16 protein-coding genes are annotated in these 22,387 nt (G+C 73.3%); 7 read left to right on the top strand and 9 right to left on the bottom strand.

Annotation, left to right across the window (positions count from 1 at the left end):
- Positions 1–102: 102 nt before the first annotated feature.
- Together ACWCHM_RS06725 and ACWCHM_RS06720 are read left to right on the top strand one after the other, a co-directional pair.
- The gene (locus tag ACWCHM_RS06725; RefSeq protein WP_454221756.1) at positions 103–1,509 is read left to right on the top strand and encodes an aldehyde dehydrogenase family protein; all 1,407 of its coding nucleotides are present in this window, start codon (positions 103–105) and stop codon (positions 1,507–1,509) included.
- Positions 1,510–1,552: 43 nt separating this feature from the next.
- Positions 1,553–3,469 (top strand): PhoX family protein, encoded by a 1,917-nt coding sequence (locus tag ACWCHM_RS06720; protein ID WP_454221755.1) that lies wholly within the window; start codon positions 1,553–1,555, stop codon positions 3,467–3,469.
- Positions 3,470–3,615: 146 nt separating this feature from the next.
- Here the strand turns inward: ACWCHM_RS06720 and ACWCHM_RS06715 are convergent, their stop codons facing one another.
- On the bottom strand, positions 3,616–4,974 hold the full coding sequence (locus tag ACWCHM_RS06715) for a preATP grasp domain-containing protein (RefSeq protein ID WP_204959030.1): 1,359 nt from the start codon (positions 4,972–4,974) through the stop codon (positions 3,616–3,618).
- Between the two features lie 13 nt (positions 4,975–4,987).
- The gene (locus ACWCHM_RS06710; protein ID WP_204959031.1) at positions 4,988–6,412 is read right to left on the bottom strand and encodes an amidase family protein; all 1,425 of its coding nucleotides are present in this window, start codon (positions 6,410–6,412) and stop codon (positions 4,988–4,990) included.
- Between the two features lie 396 nt (positions 6,413–6,808).
- Between ACWCHM_RS06710 and ACWCHM_RS06705 the strand changes: the two genes are divergently transcribed.
- Complete coding sequence (locus ACWCHM_RS06705) at positions 6,809–7,906, top strand: alcohol dehydrogenase catalytic domain-containing protein (RefSeq protein ID WP_454221754.1); 1,098 nt, start codon at positions 6,809–6,811, stop codon at positions 7,904–7,906.
- 149 nt (positions 7,907–8,055) lie between these two features.
- Here the strand turns inward: ACWCHM_RS06705 and ACWCHM_RS06700 are convergent, their stop codons facing one another.
- A complete protein-coding gene (locus ACWCHM_RS06700) occupies positions 8,056–8,901 on the bottom strand; it encodes a phytanoyl-CoA dioxygenase family protein (RefSeq protein ID WP_204959033.1) in 846 nt (281 codons plus the stop codon).
- A gap of 282 nt (positions 8,902–9,183) precedes the next feature.
- Between ACWCHM_RS06700 and ACWCHM_RS06695 the strand changes: the two genes are divergently transcribed.
- The 4 genes from ACWCHM_RS06695 (at position 9,184) to ACWCHM_RS06680 (ending at position 13,297) form a co-directional block, all read left to right on the top strand.
- A complete protein-coding gene (locus ACWCHM_RS06695; RefSeq protein WP_204959034.1) occupies positions 9,184–10,260 on the top strand; it encodes a TauD/TfdA family dioxygenase in 1,077 nt (358 codons plus the stop codon).
- Positions 10,261–10,270: 10 nt separating this feature from the next.
- Positions 10,271–11,512, top strand: coding sequence for an argininosuccinate synthase domain-containing protein (locus ACWCHM_RS06690; protein WP_454221753.1), 1,242 nt, complete (start codon positions 10,271–10,273; stop codon positions 11,510–11,512).
- Entirely contained in the window at positions 11,509–12,222 is a 714-nt protein-coding gene (locus tag ACWCHM_RS06685; protein ID WP_204959036.1) for a cyclase family protein, read from the top strand. Before ACWCHM_RS06690 ends, ACWCHM_RS06685 begins: the two co-directional genes overlap by 4 nt.
- A 409-nt stretch (positions 12,223–12,631) precedes the next feature.
- On the top strand, positions 12,632–13,297 hold the full coding sequence (locus tag ACWCHM_RS06680) for a helix-turn-helix transcriptional regulator (protein ID WP_204959037.1): 666 nt from the start codon (positions 12,632–12,634) through the stop codon (positions 13,295–13,297).
- A gap of 516 nt (positions 13,298–13,813) precedes the next feature.
- Here the strand turns inward: ACWCHM_RS06680 and ACWCHM_RS06675 are convergent.
- The 6 genes from ACWCHM_RS06675 to ACWCHM_RS06650 all read right to left on the bottom strand — a co-directional run bounded on the left by ACWCHM_RS06675 (position 13,814) and on the right by ACWCHM_RS06650 (position 22,288).
- A complete protein-coding gene (locus tag ACWCHM_RS06675; protein ID WP_204959038.1) occupies positions 13,814–14,566 on the bottom strand; it encodes a VOC family protein in 753 nt (250 codons plus the stop codon).
- 103 nt (positions 14,567–14,669) lie between these two features.
- Entirely contained in the window at positions 14,670–15,935 is a 1,266-nt protein-coding gene (locus tag ACWCHM_RS06670; protein WP_454221752.1) for a glycosyltransferase, read from the bottom strand.
- A 167-nt stretch (positions 15,936–16,102) separates the two neighbouring features.
- Positions 16,103–17,887, bottom strand: a complete 1,785-nt coding sequence (locus ACWCHM_RS06665) for an ABC transporter ATP-binding protein (protein ID WP_454221751.1) — start codon at positions 17,885–17,887, stop codon at positions 16,103–16,105.
- On the bottom strand, positions 17,884–19,779 hold the full coding sequence (locus tag ACWCHM_RS06660; RefSeq protein WP_281895994.1) for an ABC transporter ATP-binding protein: 1,896 nt from the start codon (positions 19,777–19,779) through the stop codon (positions 17,884–17,886). The genes ACWCHM_RS06665 and ACWCHM_RS06660 overlap by 4 nt, the downstream gene beginning before the upstream one ends.
- Positions 19,776–20,687: a glycosyltransferase gene (locus ACWCHM_RS06655; RefSeq protein WP_204959041.1), complete on the bottom strand. Its 912-nt coding sequence runs from the start codon at positions 20,685–20,687 to the stop codon at positions 19,776–19,778. Before ACWCHM_RS06655 ends, ACWCHM_RS06660 begins: the two co-directional genes overlap by 4 nt.
- A 173-nt stretch (positions 20,688–20,860) precedes the next feature.
- Positions 20,861–22,288: a hypothetical protein gene (locus ACWCHM_RS06650; protein ID WP_454221750.1), complete on the bottom strand. Its 1,428-nt coding sequence runs from the start codon at positions 22,286–22,288 to the stop codon at positions 20,861–20,863.
- Between the last annotated feature and the right edge of the window lie 99 nt (positions 22,289–22,387).

Here is a 22,387-nt window from a genome sequence, read left to right as displayed (position 1 = left end):
AGCATGCCCGCAAGCGGGGGTTCTGGGCCCTGGCCTCGGCGCGAAGACTGACCTGGTCCGTCAACCGGATGGGCCAGGTCAGTGGGGAGAGGGTCCGTGTTCATGCCGATGACCATCGCGGGACGTTCCACGCGCTCCCCTGGGCGGATACCGGTGGAGGATCCGGCCACGGCCGACGTCTTCGCCGAAGCGCCGCGCTGCACGTCCGCGCAGCTCGACGACGCCGTCGTGGGCGCGGTCGACGCCTTCGACGCCTGGTCCCGGTCGGGTGCGGACCGGCGGCGGGCGGCGCTGCTGGCCTGCGGTTCGGTGCTGGCGCAGGCGGGTGACGAGTTGGCCGAACTACTCACCGCCGAGCAGGGCAAGCCGTTGCGTCAGGCCCGGGCGGAGGTGGCGCTCGCCGCCGACTGGTTCGGCCACACTGCCGAGCTGTCGCTGTCGCTGTCCCGGCAGCGGCTGGTCGCCGAGGAGGCCACCGAGGTCACCCTGGACCGGACGCCGGTGGGCCCGGTGGCCGCGATCGCCCCCAGCAACTACCCGGTCATCCTGGCCGTCACGAAGATCGCGCCGGCGCTGCTGGCCGGTAACACCGTCGTGCTCAAACCGTCGCCGGTCACGCCGCTGGCCAGTCTGCGGATGGGTCAGCTGCTGGCCGAGGTGCTGCCGCCGGGGGTGTTCAGCACGGTCAGCGGCGACGGTGACCTCGGGTCGGCGCTGGTGGCGCACCCGGCGATCCGGATGGTCTCCTTCACCGGGTCGATCCGCTCCGGCCGGGCCATCGCGCGCTGCGCGGCGGACTCGTTCAAGCGGGTGGTCCTGGAGCTCGGCGGCAACGATCCGTGCATCCTGCTGCCCGGCACGGAGGTCGGCCGGGTCGCCGGGGACATCTTCCGCCGGGCGACCGTCAACAGCGGACAGTTCTGCGCAGCCATCAAGCGGGTGTACGCGCCGTCGGGCCAGGTCGCCGAGCTGACCGAGGCGCTACGCGCCGAGGCGGCGGCGGTGACCGTCGGCGACGGGCGCGACCCCGGGACCGACCTCGGCCCGCTGGTCAGCCGGGCCCAACTGGAGCACGTCCACCGGCTGGTGGACGCCGCGGCGCGGGCCGGTGGCCGGGTGGTGACCGGCGGGGCGGCCCTGCCCCGGCCCGGACACTTCTACCCACCGACCGTGGTCACCGACCTGCCGCCCGGCACCGACCTGGAACAGGACGAGCAGTTCGGGCCGGTGGTACCGGTCATCGGCTACGACGACCTCGATGAGGCGGTGGCCCGCGCCAACGGCACCCGCTTCGCCCTGGGCGGTTCGGTCTGGGGCGAGCCGGCGGTCGCCCGGGACGTCGCCGCCCGCCTCGACTGTGGCACCGCCTGGGTCAACACCCACGGCGACCTGCGCCACGACGTCCCCTTCGGTGGCCTGCGCGACTCCGGCGTCGGCGTCGAGTACGGCCACTGGGGGCTGTTGGAGTACACCCAGATCAAGATCACCCACACCCTGCGGCGGCCCTGAACCGACGGGTGCCGCCGCCGGCCTATCCTCGTGGAGGTCAGCCATGTCCCGCCCCGTCACCCCGTCCCCCGGCCCGCTGCCGGAACCGGACGACATCAGCGCCAACCCGTCGGGCAACCGGCTCTTCGCCGACGTCCTCACCGTCCGGCTCTCCCGCCGGACCGCGCTCACCGGCGGCGTGGTGGCGGCGGCCGGCTTCCTGGGCGCTGGCGCGGCCGGCGACGAGGCGGCAGCCGCCGGCGGGGCGCGGCAGCGTCGGCGGCTACTGGGTTTCCAGCCGGTCGAGATCAGCTCGGCGGACACCCTCACCGTTCCCGACGGCTACACCGCGCAGGTGCTCATCCCCTGGGGCACCCCGATCCGCGCGAACGGGCCGGCCTGGCGTCGGGACGCCGCCAACACCGCGGCCGAGCAGGCCCAGCAGATCGGCATGAGCCACGACGGCATGCGGTTCTTCCCCCTGGGCCCCGACCGTGGCCTGCTGGTCCTCAACCACGAGTACGCCGACCAGCTGCTGCTCTTCCCCGACGGGGACGCGGTGATGACGGCGGAGAAGGTCGCCAAGTCGTTGGCGGCGCACGGGGTCAGCGTGGTGGAGGTGGCGCTGCGCCGGGGGCGGTGGGAGCTGGTGGACTCCCGGCTCAACCGGCGCGTCACCATGGCCACCCCGGTACGCTTCGCCGGCCCGGTCGCCGGCGACCACCCCTCGTTGCGTACCGGGGCCGAGCCGCGCGGGACGCTGAACAACTGCTCGTGCGGCGCCACCCCGTGGGGCACCTACCTCACCTGCGAGGAGAACTGGAACGAGTACTTCGCCACCGACGACCCGAGCTGGGTACCCACGCCGGAGCAGGCCCGCTACGGCGTGACCCGGGAAGGCTACGGCTACCGGTGGCACCAGGGGGATCCGCGCTTCGACCTCGCCGCCACCCCGCACGAGGTCAACCGGTTCGGGTGGGTGGTGGAGATCGACCCGCGTGACCCCACGGCGAAGCCGGTGAAGCGCACCGCGCTGGGCCGGATCAAGCACGAGACCGCCACGGTGACCGAGTCCCGGGGACGGGTGGTCGTCTACACCGGCGACGACCAGGTCGGCGAGTACATCTACAAGTTCGTCAGCGCCGGCCGCTGGCGGACGATGCGGGCCACCGGCCGGCACCCGCTGGATTACGGCACCCTCTACGTCGCCCGGTTCGACGACGACGGCACCGGTCGCTGGCTGGCGCTGGCCCACGGCACCGGCCCGCTGACCGTGGCCAACGGCTGGCGCGACCAGGCCGACGTGCTGCTCCGGACCCGGCAGGCCGCCGACGCGGTCGGCGCCACGCCGATGGACCGACCGGAGTGGATCGCGGTGCACCCGCACACCAACGAGGTGTACGCCACGCTGAGCAACGGCCCCGGTTTCCCGAACGCGGCCAATCCCCGGCAGCCCAACCCGTTCGGGCACATCGTGCGGTGGCGCGAGCGGCACGGCGACGCCACCGCCACCACCTTCGAGTGGGACATCTTCCTGCTGGCCGGTGACCCCGCCTTCGACCCGAGCGTGCCGCTCGACGCGGCGGGGATGTTCGGTTCACCGGACGGGCTCGCCTTCGACGGCGACGGACGGTTGTGGATCCAGAGCGACATCTCCAACTCGTCGCTGAACAACCCCCGGACGTACTACGTCAATCTGGGCAACAACGCGGTGCTGGCGGCGGACCCGGTCACCGGGGAGGTACGCCGCTTCGCGGTCGGGCCGCGCGGTTGCGAGATGTCCGGGATCTCCTTCACCCCGGACCACCGGACCATGTTCGTCAACGTCCAGCACCCGGGTGAGGCGGTGGCCACCATGGACCGGCCCACCCCGCAGAACCCACGGGCGGTGAGCAACTGGCCCGACGCCGACCCGGACGGGCGGCCCCGCTCGGCGACCGTGGCGATCCGTCGCCGCGACGGTGGGGTGATCGGTCGCTGACCCGGCGGCGTCGTGGGCCGGGGGACACCGCTCCCCGGCCCACGACGCCGCCCACCGACAGACCGCAGAGCCGGTGGACCGCAGAGCCGCAGGACCGGACCGGTGGACCGGGCAGCGAGCCACCGGCCAGCGGACGAGCGGGCGGCTCAGCCGGTCGGCGGCACGGCGGCGGTCTTCGACCGGCGGGGCCGGCCACCACCGCCGACGGCGGCGGCCAGGTCCCGGGCGGCGTCCGCCACGACCTGCTGCGCGTGCGCCGCGTCGGCCCCCGGGGCCAGCAACGACAGCACCGGCTGGCGGAACCCCAGCCCGCGTACCGACGTCGGGTAGATCCGCACCCCGTCGGCCCAGAGCCGGGCGAGCACCGGCCGCACGTCGTCGAGGTAGGACAGCGGCCCCCGGGTGCCGAGGGTGACCGCGTCGTGGGAGAAGACCACGCGCTCCGCCGGCCCCCAGCGATCCAGCAGGGCGATCGCCGGCATCGCGCCGCTGCGCCGGGCGTTGATCTCGGTGACGTGGTAGGCGCCGTCGTCGGCCAGGACGAAGTCCACGCACATCCAGCCGCGGAAGCCCCGGGCGTGCGCGGCGACCCCGATGCTCCGGCCGATCCGGGTCATCCGGTCCGCCTCCGCCCGGGGCACCGAGCCGGGTCCGACGTGCACCCCCTGCACCCGGGCGACGTCCACCGCCATCGCGGTGGGCACGATCTCCCGGACCCCCTCGTCGTCGATGCGCAGGTCCACCGCCGGGCAGCCGATTCCCGGGCGGTGCGGCACGAACCGCTGCACCAGCAGCGGGAAGGTGCGCAGGAAGGGGTCCCGCTCCACGGCGGTCCACAGCGCCCCGACGCCCGGGGCGTCGCGGCGCAGCACCACCGAGCCGTCGCCGCCGACGCCGTACGGGCTGCGCACGATGACCTGGTCGTGCAGGGTCAACAGGTGCTCGACCGCGCCGCGCAGCTCGACGTCGTCGACCACCAGCAGCCCGGACGGCACCCGCACCCCGGGCACGTCCCGGGCCAGGTCGAGACAGCTCAGCTTCGAATCCAGGTGCCGGCTGACCCAGTAGTCCCGCTCCGGCACCCCGTCCAGGCGCACCGTCAGGCCCCAGCCGCGCAGGGCCGCCGCGAGCAGGAAGACCTCCGGCGTCGCCCCCCAGGTGACCAGCCGTACCTCGTCGTGGCCGGTCAACAGGGCGCGCAGCCGGGCCAGCGCCGCGCCGTCGCGCAGCAGGTCCCTCGCCACCATCCCGCTGGCGGGGACCGGCGAGACGACCGGCGGCGTCGGCTCGTCCAGCAGCCGGTGCACGTCGGCGTACCAGTGCGGGTCGTGGCCCTGCGGCAGCACCAGCACCCGCCGGCCGCTGCTCCAGTAGACCGCGTAGTCGCCGAGGTGACCGGCGACCCGGGTGACCACGTCGGTGACGGCCGGGCCCAGCCGTACGGTCGGGTTGCGGGTGTTGAACTCGGCCACGTTGGGCACGACGACGTCGATCGGCTCTGTCATGCGCACCTTCCCGTCAGGGCTGCCGTACCGGCAGGTCGTCGGCGGTCACCGCGGTCAGTTCGGGGTGGCCGATGGGCGGCAGGACGGCGGCGAGCCGGCGGGCCACCGCCAGCGTCGTGCGGTCCTGCAGGTAGTCACCGGCCACCGCGATGCCGATCGGCAGGCCCCGCGAGTCGCGGCGGACCGGCACCACGGTGGACGGCAGATAGCTGACCCCGGTCAGGCCGGCCCAGACGATCTGGTCCCAGTAGGGGCGGATCACCCCGTCGACGGTGACGGTGCGCTCCCCGAACGGCCGGTGGTCGTGCCGGGCGGCCAGGTTCGGCGCCACCGGCAGCAGGATCGCGTCGTAGCCGGCGAAGAACTGCCGCCACCGGGCCCGCAGCCGGTTCCGCTGGTCGTCGGCCTCCACCCAGTCGCGGTACCGCTGGGCGACGTGCTCGCCGCCGAGGACCGCGCTGGGCGAACGCCGCCCGGCGGCGATCTCGTCGACGTCCTCGGCGGAGTGCTCGGGCATCGCCACCGACGCCAGCAACCGCCGGAAGACACCGTCGCTGCCGGCGAGCCGCACCCCGGAGGGGCGGGCCTCCTCGACGACGACGCCGCTGTCGGCGAGCCGGTCGGCGGCGTCCCGCAGCGCGGCCCGGACCTCGGTGTCCACCGGGCAGTACGGGTCGTCGAACCAGGCCGCGACCCGGCGCACCGGACGCGGCGGCGGCAGCGACAGCCGCCACGCCGCGGCGTCCCAGGGATGCGCCACGGCGATCGCCGTCAGGGCGGTCTCCAGATCCTCCACGGTGCGGGCGATCGGGCCGACCACGGCGATGTCGGCCTCCCGGGGCTTGAACGGGTAGGGCGGCACGTGGCCGACCATCGGCACCGCCCGGTAGCTGGGCTTGTGGCCGAACACGCCGCAGACGCCGGCCGGCACCCGGATCGAGCCGGCCACGTCGGAGCCGAGCTCCAGCGGGGTGAATCCGGCCGCGACGGCACCGGCCGCGCCACCGGAGGACCCGCTGGTGGTGTACCCCGGATGCCACGGATTGCGGGCCACGCCGAACAGCTCGTTGTAGGACTGCAGGTCACCCGAGCCGGTCGGCACGTTGGTCTTGCCGAACACGACCACCCCGGCGGCCCGCAGCGCGGCCACCGCCGTGGCGTCCTCGCGGGGCTGATAGGTACGCAGGTCGGCCAGGCCCCCGGTGGTACGCAGGCCGGCGGTGGCGAGACAGTCCTTGATCGTCACGGCCACCCCGTGCAGGGGGCCCCACCGCTCCCCCCGGGCGGTCGCCTCGTCGGCCTGTCGGGCGCGTTCCCGCGCCCGCTCGTCGATGGTGACGACCAACCCCAGCCCGGCGTTGTGCCGGTCGATCCGGGCAAGCTGGGCGTCGAGGCACTCCCGGGCCGAGATGCGACGCGCAGCGATCGCGTCGGCCACCTGCCGCGCCGACCACCAGCACGGATCCGGGCCAGCCTGTCCAGCATCGGGCACCGTACGCCACCTCGTTCCGCTGTCGTCGTCAGGTCGTCGCCCGCCCAGTCTTCGCGCCGGTCGTGGGCGCGCGCACCCCTCTCTTCAGCCCCCGATCGGCCATGGCCAAGCGGGGCCGGACGGCGGACGACCGGCTGCCCGCCGGACCGGAACCCGGGCCGCCCGTCGGGGCAGGGTCGGTGGGCCGCCCGTCGGGGCAGGGTCGGTGGGCCGCCCGTCGGGGCAGGGCGCAACGGCGGCCGTCGGCGGTTGGTCGGTGACGGCCCGGCTGGCCCAGGATCGCAGCGACCCCACCAGCGCCGGCGCGGCACCCCGTCCCGGCCCAGTCGCGAAGGTGCGCCGATGACCATGCCAGGAACGCGGGCCCCGGAGCCCGGCCGCCCGAAAATGCGGGCGGTCGTCTACCACGGCCCGGGAGCGGTACGTGTCGACGAGGTGGAACTGCCGCGGCTGCAGCACCCGCGCGACGTGATCGTCCGGGTCACCCGCACCGCCGTGTGCGGCACCGACCTGCACCCGTACCGGGGGGAGCTGTCGGGGTTCGCGCCCGGCACGGTGCTCGGGCACGAGTTCGCCGGCACCGTCCACGAGGCCGGGGCGCAGGCCCCCTTCGCCGTCGGCACCCGGGTCTTCGCCTCGGACGTGGTGGCCTGCGGGCGCTGCGCGGCGTGCGCCCGTGGTTGGCACTACCAGTGCCCGGCAGTGACCCTGTTCGGGTACGCCGACGTGGTGGGCACGCCGCTGGCCGGCGGGCAGGCCGAGTTCGTCCGGGTGCCCTTCGCCGACGTGGTGCTCGCCGCCACCCCCGACGACGTCACCGACGAGCAGGCCCTCTTCGTCGGTGACGTGCTGACGACCGGGCTGGCGGCGGTGCACGGCGCGCGGGTGGCCCCCGGTGACCTGGTCGCCGTGGTCGGCGCGGGCCCGGTCGGGCTGCTCGCCGGGCTCTGCGCGGTGACCGCCGGCGCCGCCCGGGTGGTGGTCGCCGACCCGACGCCGGCCCGGCGAGACCGGGCGGCCGACTTCGGGTTCACCGCGGTCGCCCCGGAGCAGCTCGACGAGGCGGTACGCGCCGGCGGTGGCCGCGGCGCGGACGCGGTCATCGAGGCGGTGGGCACCGATGCGGCGCTCGACTGCGCGGTACGGGCCGCCGCCGCGCACGCCACCGTCTGCGCGGTGGGCGCGCACCATTCCACCGCCATGCCCTTCCCCACCGGGCTCGCCTTCGCCCGGGAGCTGACGGTGCGCTTCGCCGTCGGGGATCCGATCCGGATGCGGGCGCCGGTGCTGGCGCTGATCCGGTCCGGTCGGCTGGATCCCAGCCGGATCGTCACACACCGGCTGCCGCTGACCGACGCCGGGTCGGCTTACCGGCTGTTCGACCGGCAGGAGGCGTTCAAGGTGGTGCTCTGCGTCGACCCGCCGACCCCGCCGGCCTGACCCCCACCGGCTCGGGCCGGACCGGGCGGGGGCCGGCGGGCGGGACGGCACCGGGGTCTCCCGGGTGAGGCGCAGGCGATGCACCAGCCGGGGCCGCCGCCCGCACCGGGCTCGGGCACGGGCGGGTGGCGGCCATCAGCGGTCCGTCCTCAGGCGGCAAGGGGGATGGGGACGACCTCCCGCTCGGCAAGGAAGTCCGGCCGCGGGCTCGCCACCGGCCGGGGCGCGTTGCGGACGCCGTTGTAGACCATCAGCAGCATCGCCCGGTCGAACGGTGACAGGTTCGGCGACGAGGCGTGCAGCACGTTCGGGTGGAACATCAGCACGGACCCCGCCGGCCCCTTCGGGCTGACCAGCCCGCCCTGGTTGGCCAACCGGCGGATGACGGCCCGGTCGACCTGGAACTTCTCGGTGGCGGTGAGGGTCGCCAGCCAGTTCGGTCCGTCCTCGTAACCCGCCGGCATGCCCTCGGTGTCGGTGCCGGCCAGCAGCCCGTGCCGGTGCGAGCCGGGGATGAACGTCAGCGGGCCGTTGAACTCGTTGACCTCGTCCAGGAACACCGTGACGTTGACCAGGTCCGGCGTGGGGATCCCGTCACGGTCCCGCCAGTTGATGTAGTCCTGGTGCCACTCCCACTGGTCGCCGGCGAAGGCCGCCTTCAGGTTGACCTTCGACTGGTGCACGTACACTTCGTCGCCGAGCAACTGCCGGGCCGCCCCGGCCAGCTGCGCCGACTGGCTGACCCGGGCCACCACCGGATCGGTGCGGTGCGGTCCGTACACCGATCGGACGGTGACCCCGTCGCGCTCCAGGACCCGCTGCGGCCCTTCCTGGGCCAGGATCCGGGGGGTGGCCTCGACCAGTTCGGCCAGCAGATCGGCGGGCAGGTGGTGCGCGGGCAGCAGGAGGAACCCGTCGCGGTGATAGTCCGCCACCATCTCGGCGGTCAGCGCCGTGGGCTCTGCACTGGGCCGCGCGGCATCGATCCCGGCCATCTGCGCTCCCTTCTCGTATGCGAACGGAACCCCGCCGGTGTCCGGCGGTGTCCGGCTGGTCGGGGCCCGGCCACCGCGTGGCGGGCCCCGGTATCCCCGCTAGTCAACCTCCATCGTCGCGGCGGGTCTGCTCCTCATTGCGACCTGGTCAGCTGGGCAGGTCGACTGCGCGCGCCTCCTGCGCTTCCGCTGGGCGGCCGGCACGCACAGGGTGGAAACGTGCCGCGTCGGGGCCTGCCGGTCCGCCGATGCCTGAACGATCTCGCCGGGAGAGTGAGTCCGATGAGCAGCACCGAGTTCGAAGCCGGCGACCTCGACGAGGTCACCCTGACCGACGACGAGGCCGCCCTGATGCGCGGCCTGTGCGCCGAGGCCGTCGAAGCCATCGGCAACGCGGACCTGGGCACCCAGGCGACCATGACCACCGTGGAGTTGCTCGGTTGCCGGCTGCCCGAACGCCTGGTCGCAGCCCTGGTGACCTTCCGCTGCGTCGGCAGCCCGGGTGGCGCGCTGCTGGTGCGCAACGTGCCGGTCGACGATCGGCTGCCCACCACACCCACCGACGGCTACCTGCCGGACTGGCGTGCGGCCGGCATCGCGACGGCCGCCCAGCTGATGGTCATGTCCCACCTGGGCAACATCATCGGGTACGCCGACGAGAAGCGCGGCCGGGTCGTGCAGGACGTCGCCCCGATCGCCGGGGCGGAACACCAGCAGGAGAACAGCGGCTCGGCCTACCTGGAGCTGCACACCGAGAACGGTTTCCACCCGTTCAAGCCGGACTTCCTGAGCCTGCTGTGCCTGCGCCCCGACCACGACCGCAGCGGTCAGACGCTTACCGGAGCGGCGACGCGGGTGCGGTCCCGGCTCTCCGAGTCCTGTGTGGCCGTGCTGCGCCAGCCGTTGTTCCGGATCCAGTTCAGCAGTTCCTTCGCCCAGCTCGGTTCCACCGGCTACTCCGAGCCGGTGGCGGTGCTGTCCGGCCCGGCGGACGACCTGGAGCTGACCGCCGACTTCCACGCCATGGAACCGATGACCCGGACGGCCCGCCATGCCCTCGACGAGTTGGACGCCGTGCTGACCGCGTCGCTGACCTCGGTGGCGCTGGACGTCGGCAGCCTGCTGGTGGTCGACAACTGGCGGGCCGTGCACGGACGTACCGGATTCACCGCCCGCTACGACGGCACGGACCGCTGGCTGCGCCGGTGCTTCGCGGTGGCCGACCTGCGGCGTTCCCGGGCGGTCCGGGCAGCCGGCTCGCGGGTGTTCGCGCCGCTGACCGCCATCCTGGCTGACCGGTCGCCCGTGCAGTCGCCGGCGCCGCTGTCCGGCGGCACCGGCTCGACCATCTCGGCATGAAGGGTCCACGATGCGTCGTTTCATCACCACGCTGGACGAGTTGACCGCCCGACCGCCCCGGCACCTGGTGCTGCTGTACTCCGGTGGTCTGGACGGCACCTACCTGCTGCACCTGCTCCGGGACGCGCCGGTCGACACGACCGCGCTGAACGTCCGCATCGGTGCGCCGGACGGCGACGGCCGGGCCCGGGAGCTGGCCGCCCGGTTCGGCGCGGCATACCAGGAAGCCGACGTCACCGACGAGTTCTTCACCGAGGCGCTGCCCGCCGCGATCCACGCCGACGCCTACTACCAGGGCCAGTTTCCGGTCGGGTCCACGTTGAGCCGACCGCTGATGGCGCGGGCGGCGGTCCGGGTGGCCCGGACGGTCGGCGGCGACGCCGTCGGGCACACCGCGACCTACATGCAGAACAGCACGGCCCGGATCGGGCGCTCGGTCGCCGCGCTGGACCCGGAGCTGCACGTCGTCGCGCCGTTCCTGGGCTCGAACGTGACCCGGGCGCAGAAGCAGGCCCGGCTGGCGGAGGCAGGCGTCACCCTGCCCGACGCCGTGCACAGCGTCGACGTCAACCCGTGGGCCCGGGTCATCGAGAACGGCAGCCTGGAGACCCCGGAGAACCGGCTCGACGAGTCGGTGTTCACCCTCACCCGGGACGCGGTCGACTGCCCCGCGGAGCCGGCCGAGCTGACCCTGGCCTTCGCGGCTGGGCTGCCGGTGGCCCTGAACGGGGCCCCGCTGCCGTTGCACGATCTGGTGCCCCGGCTCACCGAGCTGGCCGGCCGGCACGGCGTCGGCCGGTACTCCGGGCTGGAGGACACCGCGTTCGGGGTGAAGAACCACGAAGTGCGGGAGTCACCGGCGGCGACGGTCATCACGACCGCGCACCGGGCGCTGGCCAACGCCGTCCTCGGCCCGCGCGAACACGCGGTACGGGCGCAGCTCTCCACCGAGTGGACCACCACGGCGGTGCAGGGCGGCTGGTTCAGCCACCTCGGGCGTACGCTGCGGCGGTGCCTGACCGAGCTGGACGAGCCGTTGACCGGCACCGTGCAGCTGCGGCTGTACCGGGGTGCGGTGACGGTGCTGAAGCTGGCCACGCCGCACGGGTTGCACTACGCCCGGCTCGGCGTCGACTTCCACCACTGGATGGACGACTACGGGTACGGCTCCTGGCACCAGCTGATGACCCTCGCCGACACCGCCCGCACCGCGGTCGACGGCACCGCATCCGATCGGAGCGAACGTCGATGAACACACCGGCACCGCAGCCGTCCCCGACCGCAGCCGGGTCCGCCGCCCGGCTGGTCGACCTGTCGCACGTGGTGCGGCACGGCATGACGACCTACCCGGGTCTGCCCGGCCCGCACATCGAGGACCACCTGTCGCGGGAGGAGTCCCGGGCCCGGTACGCGCCGGGCACCGAGTTCCAGATCGGTCGGATGACCCTGGTGGCGAACACCGGGACGTACCTGGACGCGCCGTTCCATCGCTTCGCCGACGGCGGCGACCTGTCCCAGGTGCCGCTGTCGCGGCTGGTGGACGTGCCGGGCGTGCTCGTCGACGTCGGGTCCACGCCGACGCCGGGCATCGGCGCGGACGCGTTCGCCGGCTGCGCCGTCAGCGGCCGGGCCGTGCTGATCCGCACCGGCTGGGACCGGCACTGGGGCACCGAGGCGTACGGTGCGCCCGGTCATCCGTTCCTGACCGCCGAGGCGGTCTCCTGGCTCGTGTCGCAGGGGCCGGCGGTGGTCGGCATCGACTCGGTGAACATCGACGACATGGCCGACCTGCACCGGCCGGCGCACACCGGCCTGCTGGCCACCGGCATCCCGATCGTCGAGCACCTGTGCGGGTTGGCGGCGCTGCCGGCGGAGGGTTTCCGCTTCCACGCCGCGCCGGTCGCCGTGGCCGGCATGGGCACCTTCCCGGTCCGGGCGTACGCGCTGGTCGACCCCGTCTGATCCGGACCGCGTACGCGCCGGTGGGCCGCCATCCGTGACGGATGGCGGCCCACCGGCGCGTACGCGGCAGGGCGCTGGTCGGTCACTGCGCAAGTCAGGAGATGAGCGTCCCCGCCTGCCGATAGCACGATGGGTCTGTAGCCGATGGAGGTCGGCGGAGACGACTCACGCCATCCGGCGGGGGTCGACGTGCGGGGGCGACCCGGACGCACGAGGGCCGGCGGACGCCCGGCTCGTCCGCCGCCGCGGCTCGCACGGGCCGGGGCGGGCGCGTTCGGCGACGCGACTACCACCCTAGTCCAGGCGTCCCCGCGCCGCCGCCTCGCCGATCGGGCCTAGCCGATCGACGAGGGTACGACGTCCGCCGCCGGCCTCGGCACATCTCTGGCGACACAGTGGAGGTAATGACATGCACGGCATGCTGGAGGTCGACCACGACACGATGACCGTCGCGGTACTGGTGGACAACGAGGTTTTCGGCAGGGGCATCGAGGCGGTGCTCGGCAGTGTGCCGGAAGTGTCGACCGTGCACCGGTGCGGGTCGCGGGCGGACTACGAGACGCTGTCGCGGTTCGGTGGGATCGACTTCCTCATCGTCGCACCGCCGGAGGCGCACTGGCTGGAGAACGAAGGCCGGGCGGTACGCGGCAGCACCCACGTCATTCTGCTGGTCGACGAGGCGACCACCACCAACGTCACCCAGCTCGCCTCGATGCCGGTGGACGGCTTCGTGTCCCAGCAACGCCTCACCGCCGACCTGCTCAGCGACACCCTGCGGCGCAGTCGTCGCGGGGAGCTGCCGATGCCGCCCGCGCTGACCCGTGCCCTGCTCGCCCGGGCCGACGAGCCAGGGCCGGGCACCCGTACCCGGACGGTGAACCTGACCGCCCGGGAGACCGAAGCCCTCACCCTGCTGGTGAAGGGGTTGAGCAACAAGCAGATCGCCCGCCGGTTGTCCATCTCCAGTCACGGCGCGAAGCGGCTGGTGGCGAGCCTCATGCTCAAGCTTGACTCGCCCAACCGGACCACCGCCGCGATCAACGCCATCCGGGCCGGCCTGGTGCAGTGCGACTAGCGCCCGGCGCCGTGCCAGGTCGACACCCGAGCGACCATCCGCGCCGCACCCGGTAGTGCCGAACCGGCTCGACCTCTACCACCGGGTCAGGCCGACCAGGACGGGTCGGGGCGGACAGGTGGCAGCGACAGTGCCGTATCCCGATGGAGCGAGCCTGACCTGCGAGGTCTACGTCGAGACGAGCCCGGCACAGCTCTGGGGCTGGTGACCGACAGCCACCTTGCACCCCGGCTGAGCCCCGAGTTGCAGCGGGTGGAAGCTCTTCGCGCTCACGCCCGAGTCGACCGGCACCCGGCTGGGCCATTCGGTGCGGATCGACCCCGGCCGCTCCGGGCTGAGCCTGGTCATCGACGAGGCTCCAGAGCACGAGGAGACGATCGTCGCGTCCCGTCTCGGCGAGCCACGCACCAACATGGAGCTGCCTGCACGGCATCAAGGCCCTGGCGGAGTGACGGCACCCCGGTCGGGGCGGGTGCGCGTCGCGCCCGTCCCGACCGGGCGGATGGTCACGCCGGGTCACTCCTGCAACACGGACAGGATGTTGCCGGCCGGGTCGCGGAACCAGGCGATCGGAGGGCCCTCGCCCCGGTAGATCCCCTTGGCGTCGACGTGGTCGTACGCCTCGAACCGCACGCCCCGGCCGACCAGCATGTCCACCGCCTGCTCGATGTCGTCGACCGGGAAGTTGAGTATCGTGTAGGTGGCGGGCTGGTGCTCGGGCTTGGGGTACACGAGCACCTCTCGACCGCCGGCCAGCCGCAGGTGGAGCATGCCGTACTCCTCGTAGACGTCGAGGCCCAACGTCTCGCCGTAGAACCTCCTCGCCGCCGGGATGTCGTCGACGGAGAATCCGTTGAACGCCGGCGAGAGCGCCAACGCCTCACCCGCCGGCGGCCGGTCACCCTGCTGTGCCGCGAGGTACTCCTCGCTGAGCTGGATGACCTGGACGTAGTTGCCGTCCGGGTCGAGCAGCGTGCCGAACAGCCCGTCCTCGCGTTCCTCCAGGGGCGCGAGCCACACCACCCCCATGGTGTCGAGGTGGGCGGCGACCGCGCGGGCGTCGTCGACCTCGAAGTTGAGGATCATGCGACCCGGTTCGGCGTTCTTGCCGGCGATGTCGTCACGACCGTCCACCAGCATGTCGAACCCGCCGAAGTCGAGAAACCCCGACGGCGTCACCGTCGGGGAGAAGGCGGCGACGTACCAGGCGCGCAGGCGTTCGGGATCGGTGGTGCCAAGCAGGATGCTGCCGAGCCGAAGTCGTGCCATGTGCTCCTCCTCGTGACGTTCCCTGTGGTCCTCTGCTGCGTCTATAACACGAACGCGGAAGGCTCTCGCCGCACCACGCTGCGCGGGGGCGGGCCGGGACGGCTCAACCCGGTGCGGCGGCACCGGTCCGCCGGGCGAGCGCGTCGGTCAGGTGGACGGACCGGCCGATGCGGTGCGCCTCCGCCAGCAGGGCCTCACCCCAGCGGGGCCAGAGCCCGGCCAGCCGGGAGGTGAGGACCACGGTGTCCGCCGCGTCGTCGTCCAACGGGGTACGCAGGCCGATCGTGTGGTGCCCCACGTGCGGGGTGCCGGCGGTCGCCTCGGCCAGCAGGTCCGCGTCGAAGTCCAGCAGGGTCGCGGCGGGCAGGGCCGCCGGCACCCGGCCACCCGCGCCGACGACGACCAGCCGGCCGGTCAGGTCCAGACGGGGCAGCTCGGTTGCCAGCTCGTCGGCGACGTCGATCAGGCGCGCGCGATCCGTCCAGGAGAGCAGGACCTGGTAGCTGAGCTCCAGGTCCAGCGGGCTGGCGCGCTGCATCAGCCGCCAGACGATCTCGATGGGCGGCTCGGGGTGCTTCGCCGTCAGCCGACGCAGGTTGACCATGCAGTCGGCCATGAGCGCGTCCATGTCCCGCTCGTGCGGGGCGTGCAGCGCCCACGCCTGCCGGCTGAGGCGGATGCCGACGCCGTCCTTGAACATCCGGTAGGCGAACTCCAGATCCTCCAGGCCCCAGCCGCGGAAGTCCTCGTCGAAGCCGCCCAGCCGCCGGAAGTCGTCGGCGCGCAGGGAGCAGTTCATCCCCCAGAAGAGCACCCACGGTGCGGCCAGCCGCCCGAGGTCGAAGTCACAGTCGACAAACTGCGGTTGACGGGTGTCGGCGAAGCTCGGGTCGCCGGTAAACCGGGCGACGACCTGCTCGGGCGGCAGTTCGGCGGCCGCCGACGACAGGCCGGGCGTGGTGACCCCGCCGATGTCGTACCCGTAGACGTAGCCGGCCACCGCCGTGCGCTCCCCGCCGACGTGCGCGGCGAGGTGACCCGCCAGGTAGTCCGGTCCGACGAAGGCGCCGGTGTCCAGGAACAGCAGGATCGGGGCCGTGGCCAACCCGGCGCCGGCGTTACGCGCCGCACCCACCCGGTAGCCCTCGTCCGGCTGGAAGTGGTACCGGATGCGCAGCGTCCGCGCCGCCTCCCGCACCACCGCACGGGTGTCGTCGGACGACCCGTCGTCGGCGACGATGACTTCGAACGAGTCCGTCGGCAGCCGCTGACGCGCCAGGTTTCCCAGGGTCTGCCGGAGCATCCGGCTGCGGTTGAAGGTGGGGATGACCACCGACAGGTGCGCGCCGTTGCGGATTGAGGTCGACATGTCACCCTCCGAGTTGGCTCACCGGTCACCAGTCTGTCGACCGGGCTCCGCCGGCACATCTCGCAGCTTGCCGTCCTGCGCCGACCCGCGGCGGCGGAGAACCCCGGCGGGGGCGCGGCGGCGGGCGGCGACGCCCACCCGGCGCCGGGCCGGCACGCGCCGGACCGTCACTGGTAGGCCCTGGCCTGGAGCGCGTACAGCTCGGCGTACTGGCCGCCGGCGCGGACCAGCTCGGCGTGGCTGCCCACCTCGGCGATCCGGCCGTCGCGCACGACGATGATCCGGTCCGCCATCCGGACGGTGGAGAACCGGTGCGAGACGAGCACGGTGATCGCACCGGTCACCGCGGCGACCCGGCGGGACTGTTCGGCGTACCGTTCGAACAGGCCGTGCTCGGCCTCCGGATCCAGCGCCGAGGTGGGCTCGTCGAGCACCAGCAGCAGCGGGGTCTGGCGCATCAGCGCCCGGCCGAGCGCCAGCTTCTGCCACTGTCCACCGGAGAGTTCCGCGCCGTCGGCGTACCTCTTGCCGAGCGGGGTCTCCAGCCCGCCCGGCAGGTGGTCGAGCAGGTCGGCGCCCCGGGCGCGGTCCAGCGCCGCCCGCACCGCAGCGGCGTCGTCGATCTGGGCCAGGTCGCCCACGCCCACCGCCTGCCGGGCGAGCAGCTCGTAGCGGACGAAGTCCTGGAAGCCGGCGGCGATCCGCTGCCGCCAGGCCTCGATGGGCAGCTCGCGCAGGTCCACGCCGTCGACCAGCAGCCGGCCCCGGGTCGGCTGGTAGAAGCCGCACAGCAGCTTGACCAGGGTGGTCTTGCCGGCTCCGTTCTCGCCGACGACCGCGACGACGGACCCGGCGGGCAGGGCGAGGTCGACGCCGCGCAGCGCGACCGCGTCGCTGGCGGGGTAGCTGAACTCGACGTCGTCGAAGACGATGCCGGACCGTAGCCGCTCCGGCGGGGGGTGACCGGCGGACGTCGGGTCGGGCCCGGCGACCGTGGCGCTGATCTGTTCCAGCCGGCGGTAGGTGCTGGCCATCCGGTAGAGGTCCTGCATCAGCGCGACCGCCGTGGTGACCTGCTGGTTGACCTGGGCGGCGAGGGCCACGGCGAGCACCACCGCGCCGACGCTGTGCCGCCCGGTGGTGGCGTCGCGCAGGATCAGCAGGACGCCGCCCACGTACGCGGCGGCGAAGACCAGCTGCCCGGCCACCTGGGTGACGGCGGCCGCGGTCCGCGCCCGGTGCAGCCCGGCGGTGGCGTTCGCCCACAACTCGGCACGCCGGTGGCGCAGCTGCTCCTCCAGCCGGAAGACCCGTACCTCGCCGGCGTGGCGGGAGGAGGTGGCCAGGCCGAACAGGTTGAGCGAGAGGCGGACGGACTCGGCGTTGGCGGTCTTGGCCGCGTCGAGCCGCCGCTCGGCCAGCCGCCCGGTGTACAGCGGGGGGATCGCCGCCAGCGGCAGCAGCAGGAGCAGCGGGTGCAGCCGGGCCAGCAGCACGGCGGTCACCACCATGGCGAGCACCAGGCTCACCCCGCCGAACAGCGCCTCCAGCCCGGTGCGGAAGCGGCGGCCCTCGTGTTGCAGGACGGTCAGCGAGTCGGCCTGCTCGGCCTGCTCGTGGTGGGCGATGCCGACAGCCCCGTTGGAGAGGGCGATCAGTTTGCGGTCGAAGTCGATCTCGGCGAGTTCGGACAGTTCGAAGTAGAGCACGTGGGCGAAGTGGCTGAAGGTGAGCGAGACGATGGCCGCGACGGCGACCAGGACGCCGTACAGCGCCCCGTCGCGCCAGCGCCCCGCCACCACGGCGTCGGTCATCGCGCCGAGGCCGACGGCGAGCAGGGGCGCCGCGACCGCGCCGCAGGCCATCAGGACGATCGAGGCGATCGTGCGGGCGCGGTCCATCCGCCAGGCGGTGCCCAGGAGCTGCCGACAACCGGCGAGTACGTTGATCACGTCGCCACCTCCTCGGGCTGCGCGGTGCCGGTGAACCTGTCGGCCTGCAACCGGAACAGCCGGGCGTACCGGCCGTCGAGGGCGACCAGTTCGTCGTGGCTGCCCTGCTCGGCGACCTTGCCGTCGGTCAGCACGACGATGTGGTCGGCCTGCCGCACGGTGGAGAAGCGGTGTGAGATCAGCAGGGTGGTGGCACCCTGGGTCAGTTCGGCGAACTCGTCGAAGAACCGGGCCTCGGCGCGGACGTCGAGACTCGCGGTGGGCTCGTCGAGGACCACGACGGGTGAGCCGTGGCGCAGCGCGAACAGGGCACGGGCCAGCGCCACCCGCTGCCACTGCCCGCCGGACAGGTCGGTGCCGCCGGCGGTCTGCTTGGTCAACGGCGTGTCCAGCCCCCGGGGCAGCCGGCCCAGGTCGTCGGCTATGCCGGCGGCCCGGGCCGCGTGCTCGATGCCCTCGCGGTCGTCGGCCGCCTCGATCGCGCCGTAGCCGATGTTCACCGCGGCCGAGATCTCGTAGCGGGCGAAGTCCTGGAAGATGACGCCGAGCTTGCGACGCCACTGCACGACCGGGTACGTGCGGATGTCGACCCCGTCGACCCGGATCGCGCCGCCGGTCGGCTCGTAGAGCCGGGCGAGCAGCTTGACCAGGGTGGTCTTGCCGGCCCCGTTGAGGCCGACGATCGCCGTGCAGCGGCCCACCGGGATCGTCAGGTCGAGCTGGTCAAAGACGAGCCGGTCCTGCCGGGGGTAGGAGAAGGACACCTGGTCGAAGTGGATCGTGGCGACCGGGTCGGGTACGGCGGCCGGCGCGACCGCGGCCGGCTGGGCCGGATCCCCGTCGCGCACCTCGGCCGGGTACGCGTCGACCCGCTCCGCGAACCGCCCGACGGCATCGTAGGCGGTCATTCCCACGGCGATCTGGTTGTCCGCCTCGGGATAGAACTCCGACAGCCGCAGCGCACCGAGGCTGGCCTGCATGACCAGCGCGAACCCGGTGAGGGTGAGCTGCTCGGCCGCGGCCGTCCCGGTGAAGGCGAAGACCATGCCAGTGAGCACCAGCCCGACCACCGCGTACCGGAAGAAGGGCCAGAGATAGAGCCGTCGGCGGGCTACCCACAGGGGAGCCAGCCAGGACCGGTACGCCTCTTCGAGCGTCGAGGTCAGCCAGCCGGCGAGCCCGAAGACGCGGATCTCCTTGCCGGCCGCCGGCTGGATGCCGAGGTCACGCAGGTAGTCGATCCTGCGTTCGGGCCCGTCGAGGGCGTAGCGCAGCCGGGAGTAGTGGCGGATGCCGTTGCGCTGGCCGTAGCGGAACAGCAGCACCACCACGACCAGGGCCAGGGCCGCCCACCAGGCGAACGCGAGCGCGATGACCGCCGCATAGCCGATCAACTGCACGTACCGAGCGCCGAGGCCGAGCAGGCCGGCGCAGGCCTGGCCGGGGCTCTGGAAGCCGTACTGCACCTCGGCGACGGCCGCCCTGAGGTCCTGCAGCGCCGCCTGGTCCTCCAGCGGCGCGATGCCCCGGGAGCGCAGGGCGGCGGCCATCAGCTCGTCGAACATCTGCCCGTCGATCCGGCGGGCCACCAGTTCGCCGAGCGAGCCCTGGAAGGGCGCGACGATCTGCTGGCCGACGAAGGCCGCCGCGGCCACCGCGAAGATGGCCAGCACGGTGCGCCAGACCGCCGAGCCCGTGCCGCCGGCGACCGCCTCGGGCACCCGGCCGAGCAGTTCGCTCGTGGCGACCACGAAGACCACCGGCAGGACACCCAGCAGCACGTTGATCGTGGCGAGGCCGACGACCAGCCCCATCCCGGCGCGCGGCAGGATCTTCACGATGCTCCACCGCTTGGCGAGCTCCGCCAGCGCGGTGTTCCACCAGGTCGTCACCGGGCGTGCTTCCCGTCCATCCGGGTGGCGGCAGGCGGCAGGCGGAGCGCGGCGATCACGTCGTTGATGTTGAACGGGTGGATCGTCGGGGCAGCCAGCAGCAACGGCATCACCGGGGAGCGATACTTCTCGATCATGCAGTGGTAGTTGACCATCATGCTCTTCAGGTTCTGCGCGAAGTCCTTGGGATGCGGGTAGTGCACGGCGCTGGCGGCCCGGTCGAGCACGAAGCGGGCGTCGTCGCAGTGCAACCGGTAGGCCAGGTCCAGGTCGTCGCCACCGGTGTTGCGGAAGCTCTCGTCGAACATCCCCACGTCGCGGAGTTGGCTGGTACGCGCCGAGACGTTGCATGTCCAGTACATGATCCAGGGGGCCGGCAGGTCGGCGAAGTCGTCGTGGTAGCGACGGTAGAACTCGTCACGCACGTCGGGATGCTCACCCCGGGCGGCGAACCCGGCGATCGTCGCGTCGGCGTCCCACGGGTCGATCATCCGCTCCAGCTCACTGTCGTCGCCGTCGAGGGTGAAGCCGTAGACGTAGCCGATGACCGCGAGCGGGTCGGGCGTCGACTCGTGGCGGGCCAGGTGCGCGGCGAGCAGGCCGGAGTGCGCCATGACGCCGGAATCGAGCAGCACGCAGATCTCACCCGTCGCGCGCCGGATGCACCGGTTGCGGGCCCGGGTGACCCCGACGCCGTCGTGCTCCTGGAAGAGGTGGTGCAGGTCGAGCCGGTCCCGGTACCGGTCGATCACCGACGCGGTGTGGTCGGTGGACCCGTCGTCGCCGATCAGGACCTCGAACCGGTCGGTCGGCAGGCTCTGCCGGCTCAACGACTCCAGTGTGTAGGCGAGCAGGTCGGCCCGGTCGTAGGTCGGGATCACCACGCTACAGCGCCGCGAGTTGGCCATCTTGTCTCCTGGTGGTCAGCGGCTCGACCGACGCCCGCCCCCGGCGGTGCCCGCCCCGCCCACACGTGGTGACACGTGTGGGCGGGCAGCAGTGCCGGGAACCGGAATCCGCGCGGGCGACATGCGCGGCAATCGATCGAGGTTAACAGATTCTCCGGTGGTCGTGACGGTCCTCATCGGGTGGTCGCGGCCATCTGACCGGGCGGTCCGCCGGCGTCGCGCGGCTCGTCGGACGAGCCGGCCGCGGGCGTCGGGCAGCTCGTCGGGGTGGGCGCCCCCGGCCCGGTCCCGGCGCGCGTCGGGGGCGAGTCGATCTGCGCCAGCACGTCCCGGACGACGGCCTCGGCCTCGGCGGCGCTGGAGCCGGCCGCGACCAGCGCCATCATCGGTTCCGGGAAGGCGAGCCCCCGCACCGCCGTCGGGTACACCCGCAACCCGGCCGCCCAGGCCCGCAGGAAGGCCGGTCGTACCCGGTCGCGGTAGGAGACCGGACCCGGCCCGCGGACGCTGCTCAGGTCGTGCGACGACAGGGTCAGGTCCCGTTCCGCCCGCCAGGCGGTGAGCAGGCCGATCGAGTGCATGGCGCCGCTGCGGCGGGCGTTGATCTCGCTCAGGTAGATCTCCCCGTCCGCGCCGGCGATCAGGTCCACGCAGAGCCAGCCCCGGAACCCCAGTTCACCGGCCGCCGCGCCGAGCCGGTGGCCGAGGGGGACGATCCGGTCGGCCACCTCGGTCGGCAGCGATCCCACCCCGACGTTGACGCTCTGGAAGAGGTGCCCCCGCGTGGTGGTCACCGCGCTGAGCACGAGGTCGGCGACGCCACCGTCGACGACCCGGAAGTCGAGCGCGGGGCAGCCCAGGCCCGGGGCGTGGGCGACGAACTCCTGCACGATCAACGGGTAGGTACGGAAGTAGGGGTCGTCGTGCATCCGGTCCCAGAAGCCGGCGACGCTGTCGTCGTCGGAGTCCACCACGGCCGATCCCTGCCCGCCCACCCCGTACGGGCTCTTGACGATGGCCCGCGGGTGCCGGCGCAGGGTCGCGGCCAGCGCGCCGCGCAACTCGTCGCGGTCGGCCACGATGACCGACCGTGCCGTCGGGATCCTGAGGTCCCGGGCCAGGTCCAGGCAGCTGAGCTTCGAGTCGAGGTAGCGGCTGGCCCACTCGTTCTCGCGGGTCACACCGTCGACGTCCACCCGCTGTCCCCAGCTCCGGATGGTCTCCACCAGCAGGAACAACTCCGGTGTCGCGCCCCAGGACAGCAGCCGGACCGGGCGTCCGCCGAGCGCCTGGCGCAGGGTGGCCAGCGCGGCCGCGTCGTGCATCAGGTCGCTCAACAGCCGGCCGGTACGCGGCTGCGGCGACACCACCGGCGGCGGCGCCGACCCGAGCGCCTCGTGCACGTCGGCGAACCACAGCGGGTCGTAGCCGGCCGGCAGCAGGAGCACGCGGTCCGCCGTGCTCCAGAAGACGGCCTGGTCGGCGAGGTAGGCGCCGAATTCGAGGTAGCCGCCGGCGGCCCGCGGGCCGAGGTCCACGCGCGGATTACGGACGTTGAACTCGCCGTTGTTAGGTACGACCAGATCGATCGGGCCAGGCATGGGTCACCCTTTCGTCGGCTCCGGTGACAGCGGGACGGCGGCACCGCAACGGTGGCCTCGGGACGATCACGCGCAACGGACCCACCCCGGCGCTGCTCG

This window comes from Micromonospora sp. SCSIO 07396 (assembly GCF_053667945.1).
This window is presented reverse-complemented; position numbering and strand designations above follow the sequence as displayed.

Coding starts and splice junctions, on each gene's coding strand:
- ACWCHM_RS06725 (WP_454221756.1), top strand. CDS start 103: ATGCCGATGACCATCGCGGGACGTTCCACGCGCTCCCCTGGGCGGATA.
- ACWCHM_RS06720 (WP_454221755.1), top strand. CDS start 1,553: ATGTCCCGCCCCGTCACCCCGTCCCCCGGCCCGCTGCCGGAACCGGAC.
- ACWCHM_RS06715 (WP_204959030.1), bottom strand. CDS start 4,974: ATGACAGAGCCGATCGACGTCGTCGTGCCCAACGTGGCCGAGTTCAAC.
- ACWCHM_RS06705 (WP_454221754.1), top strand. CDS start 6,809: ATGACCATGCCAGGAACGCGGGCCCCGGAGCCCGGCCGCCCGAAAATG.
- ACWCHM_RS06700 (WP_204959033.1), bottom strand. CDS start 8,901: ATGGCCGGGATCGATGCCGCGCGGCCCAGTGCAGAGCCCACGGCGCTG.
- ACWCHM_RS06695 (WP_204959034.1), top strand. CDS start 9,184: ATGAGCAGCACCGAGTTCGAAGCCGGCGACCTCGACGAGGTCACCCTG.
- ACWCHM_RS06690 (WP_454221753.1), top strand. CDS start 10,271: ATGCGTCGTTTCATCACCACGCTGGACGAGTTGACCGCCCGACCGCCC.
- ACWCHM_RS06685 (WP_204959036.1), top strand. CDS start 11,509: ATGAACACACCGGCACCGCAGCCGTCCCCGACCGCAGCCGGGTCCGCC.
- ACWCHM_RS06680 (WP_204959037.1), top strand. CDS start 12,632: ATGCACGGCATGCTGGAGGTCGACCACGACACGATGACCGTCGCGGTA.
- ACWCHM_RS06675 (WP_204959038.1), bottom strand. CDS start 14,566: ATGGCACGACTTCGGCTCGGCAGCATCCTGCTTGGCACCACCGATCCC.
- ACWCHM_RS06670 (WP_454221752.1), bottom strand. CDS start 15,935: ATGTCGACCTCAATCCGCAACGGCGCGCACCTGTCGGTGGTCATCCCC.
- ACWCHM_RS06655 (WP_204959041.1), bottom strand. CDS start 20,687: ATGGCCAACTCGCGGCGCTGTAGCGTGGTGATCCCGACCTACGACCGG.
- ACWCHM_RS06650 (WP_454221750.1), bottom strand. CDS start 22,288: ATGCCTGGCCCGATCGATCTGGTCGTACCTAACAACGGCGAGTTCAAC.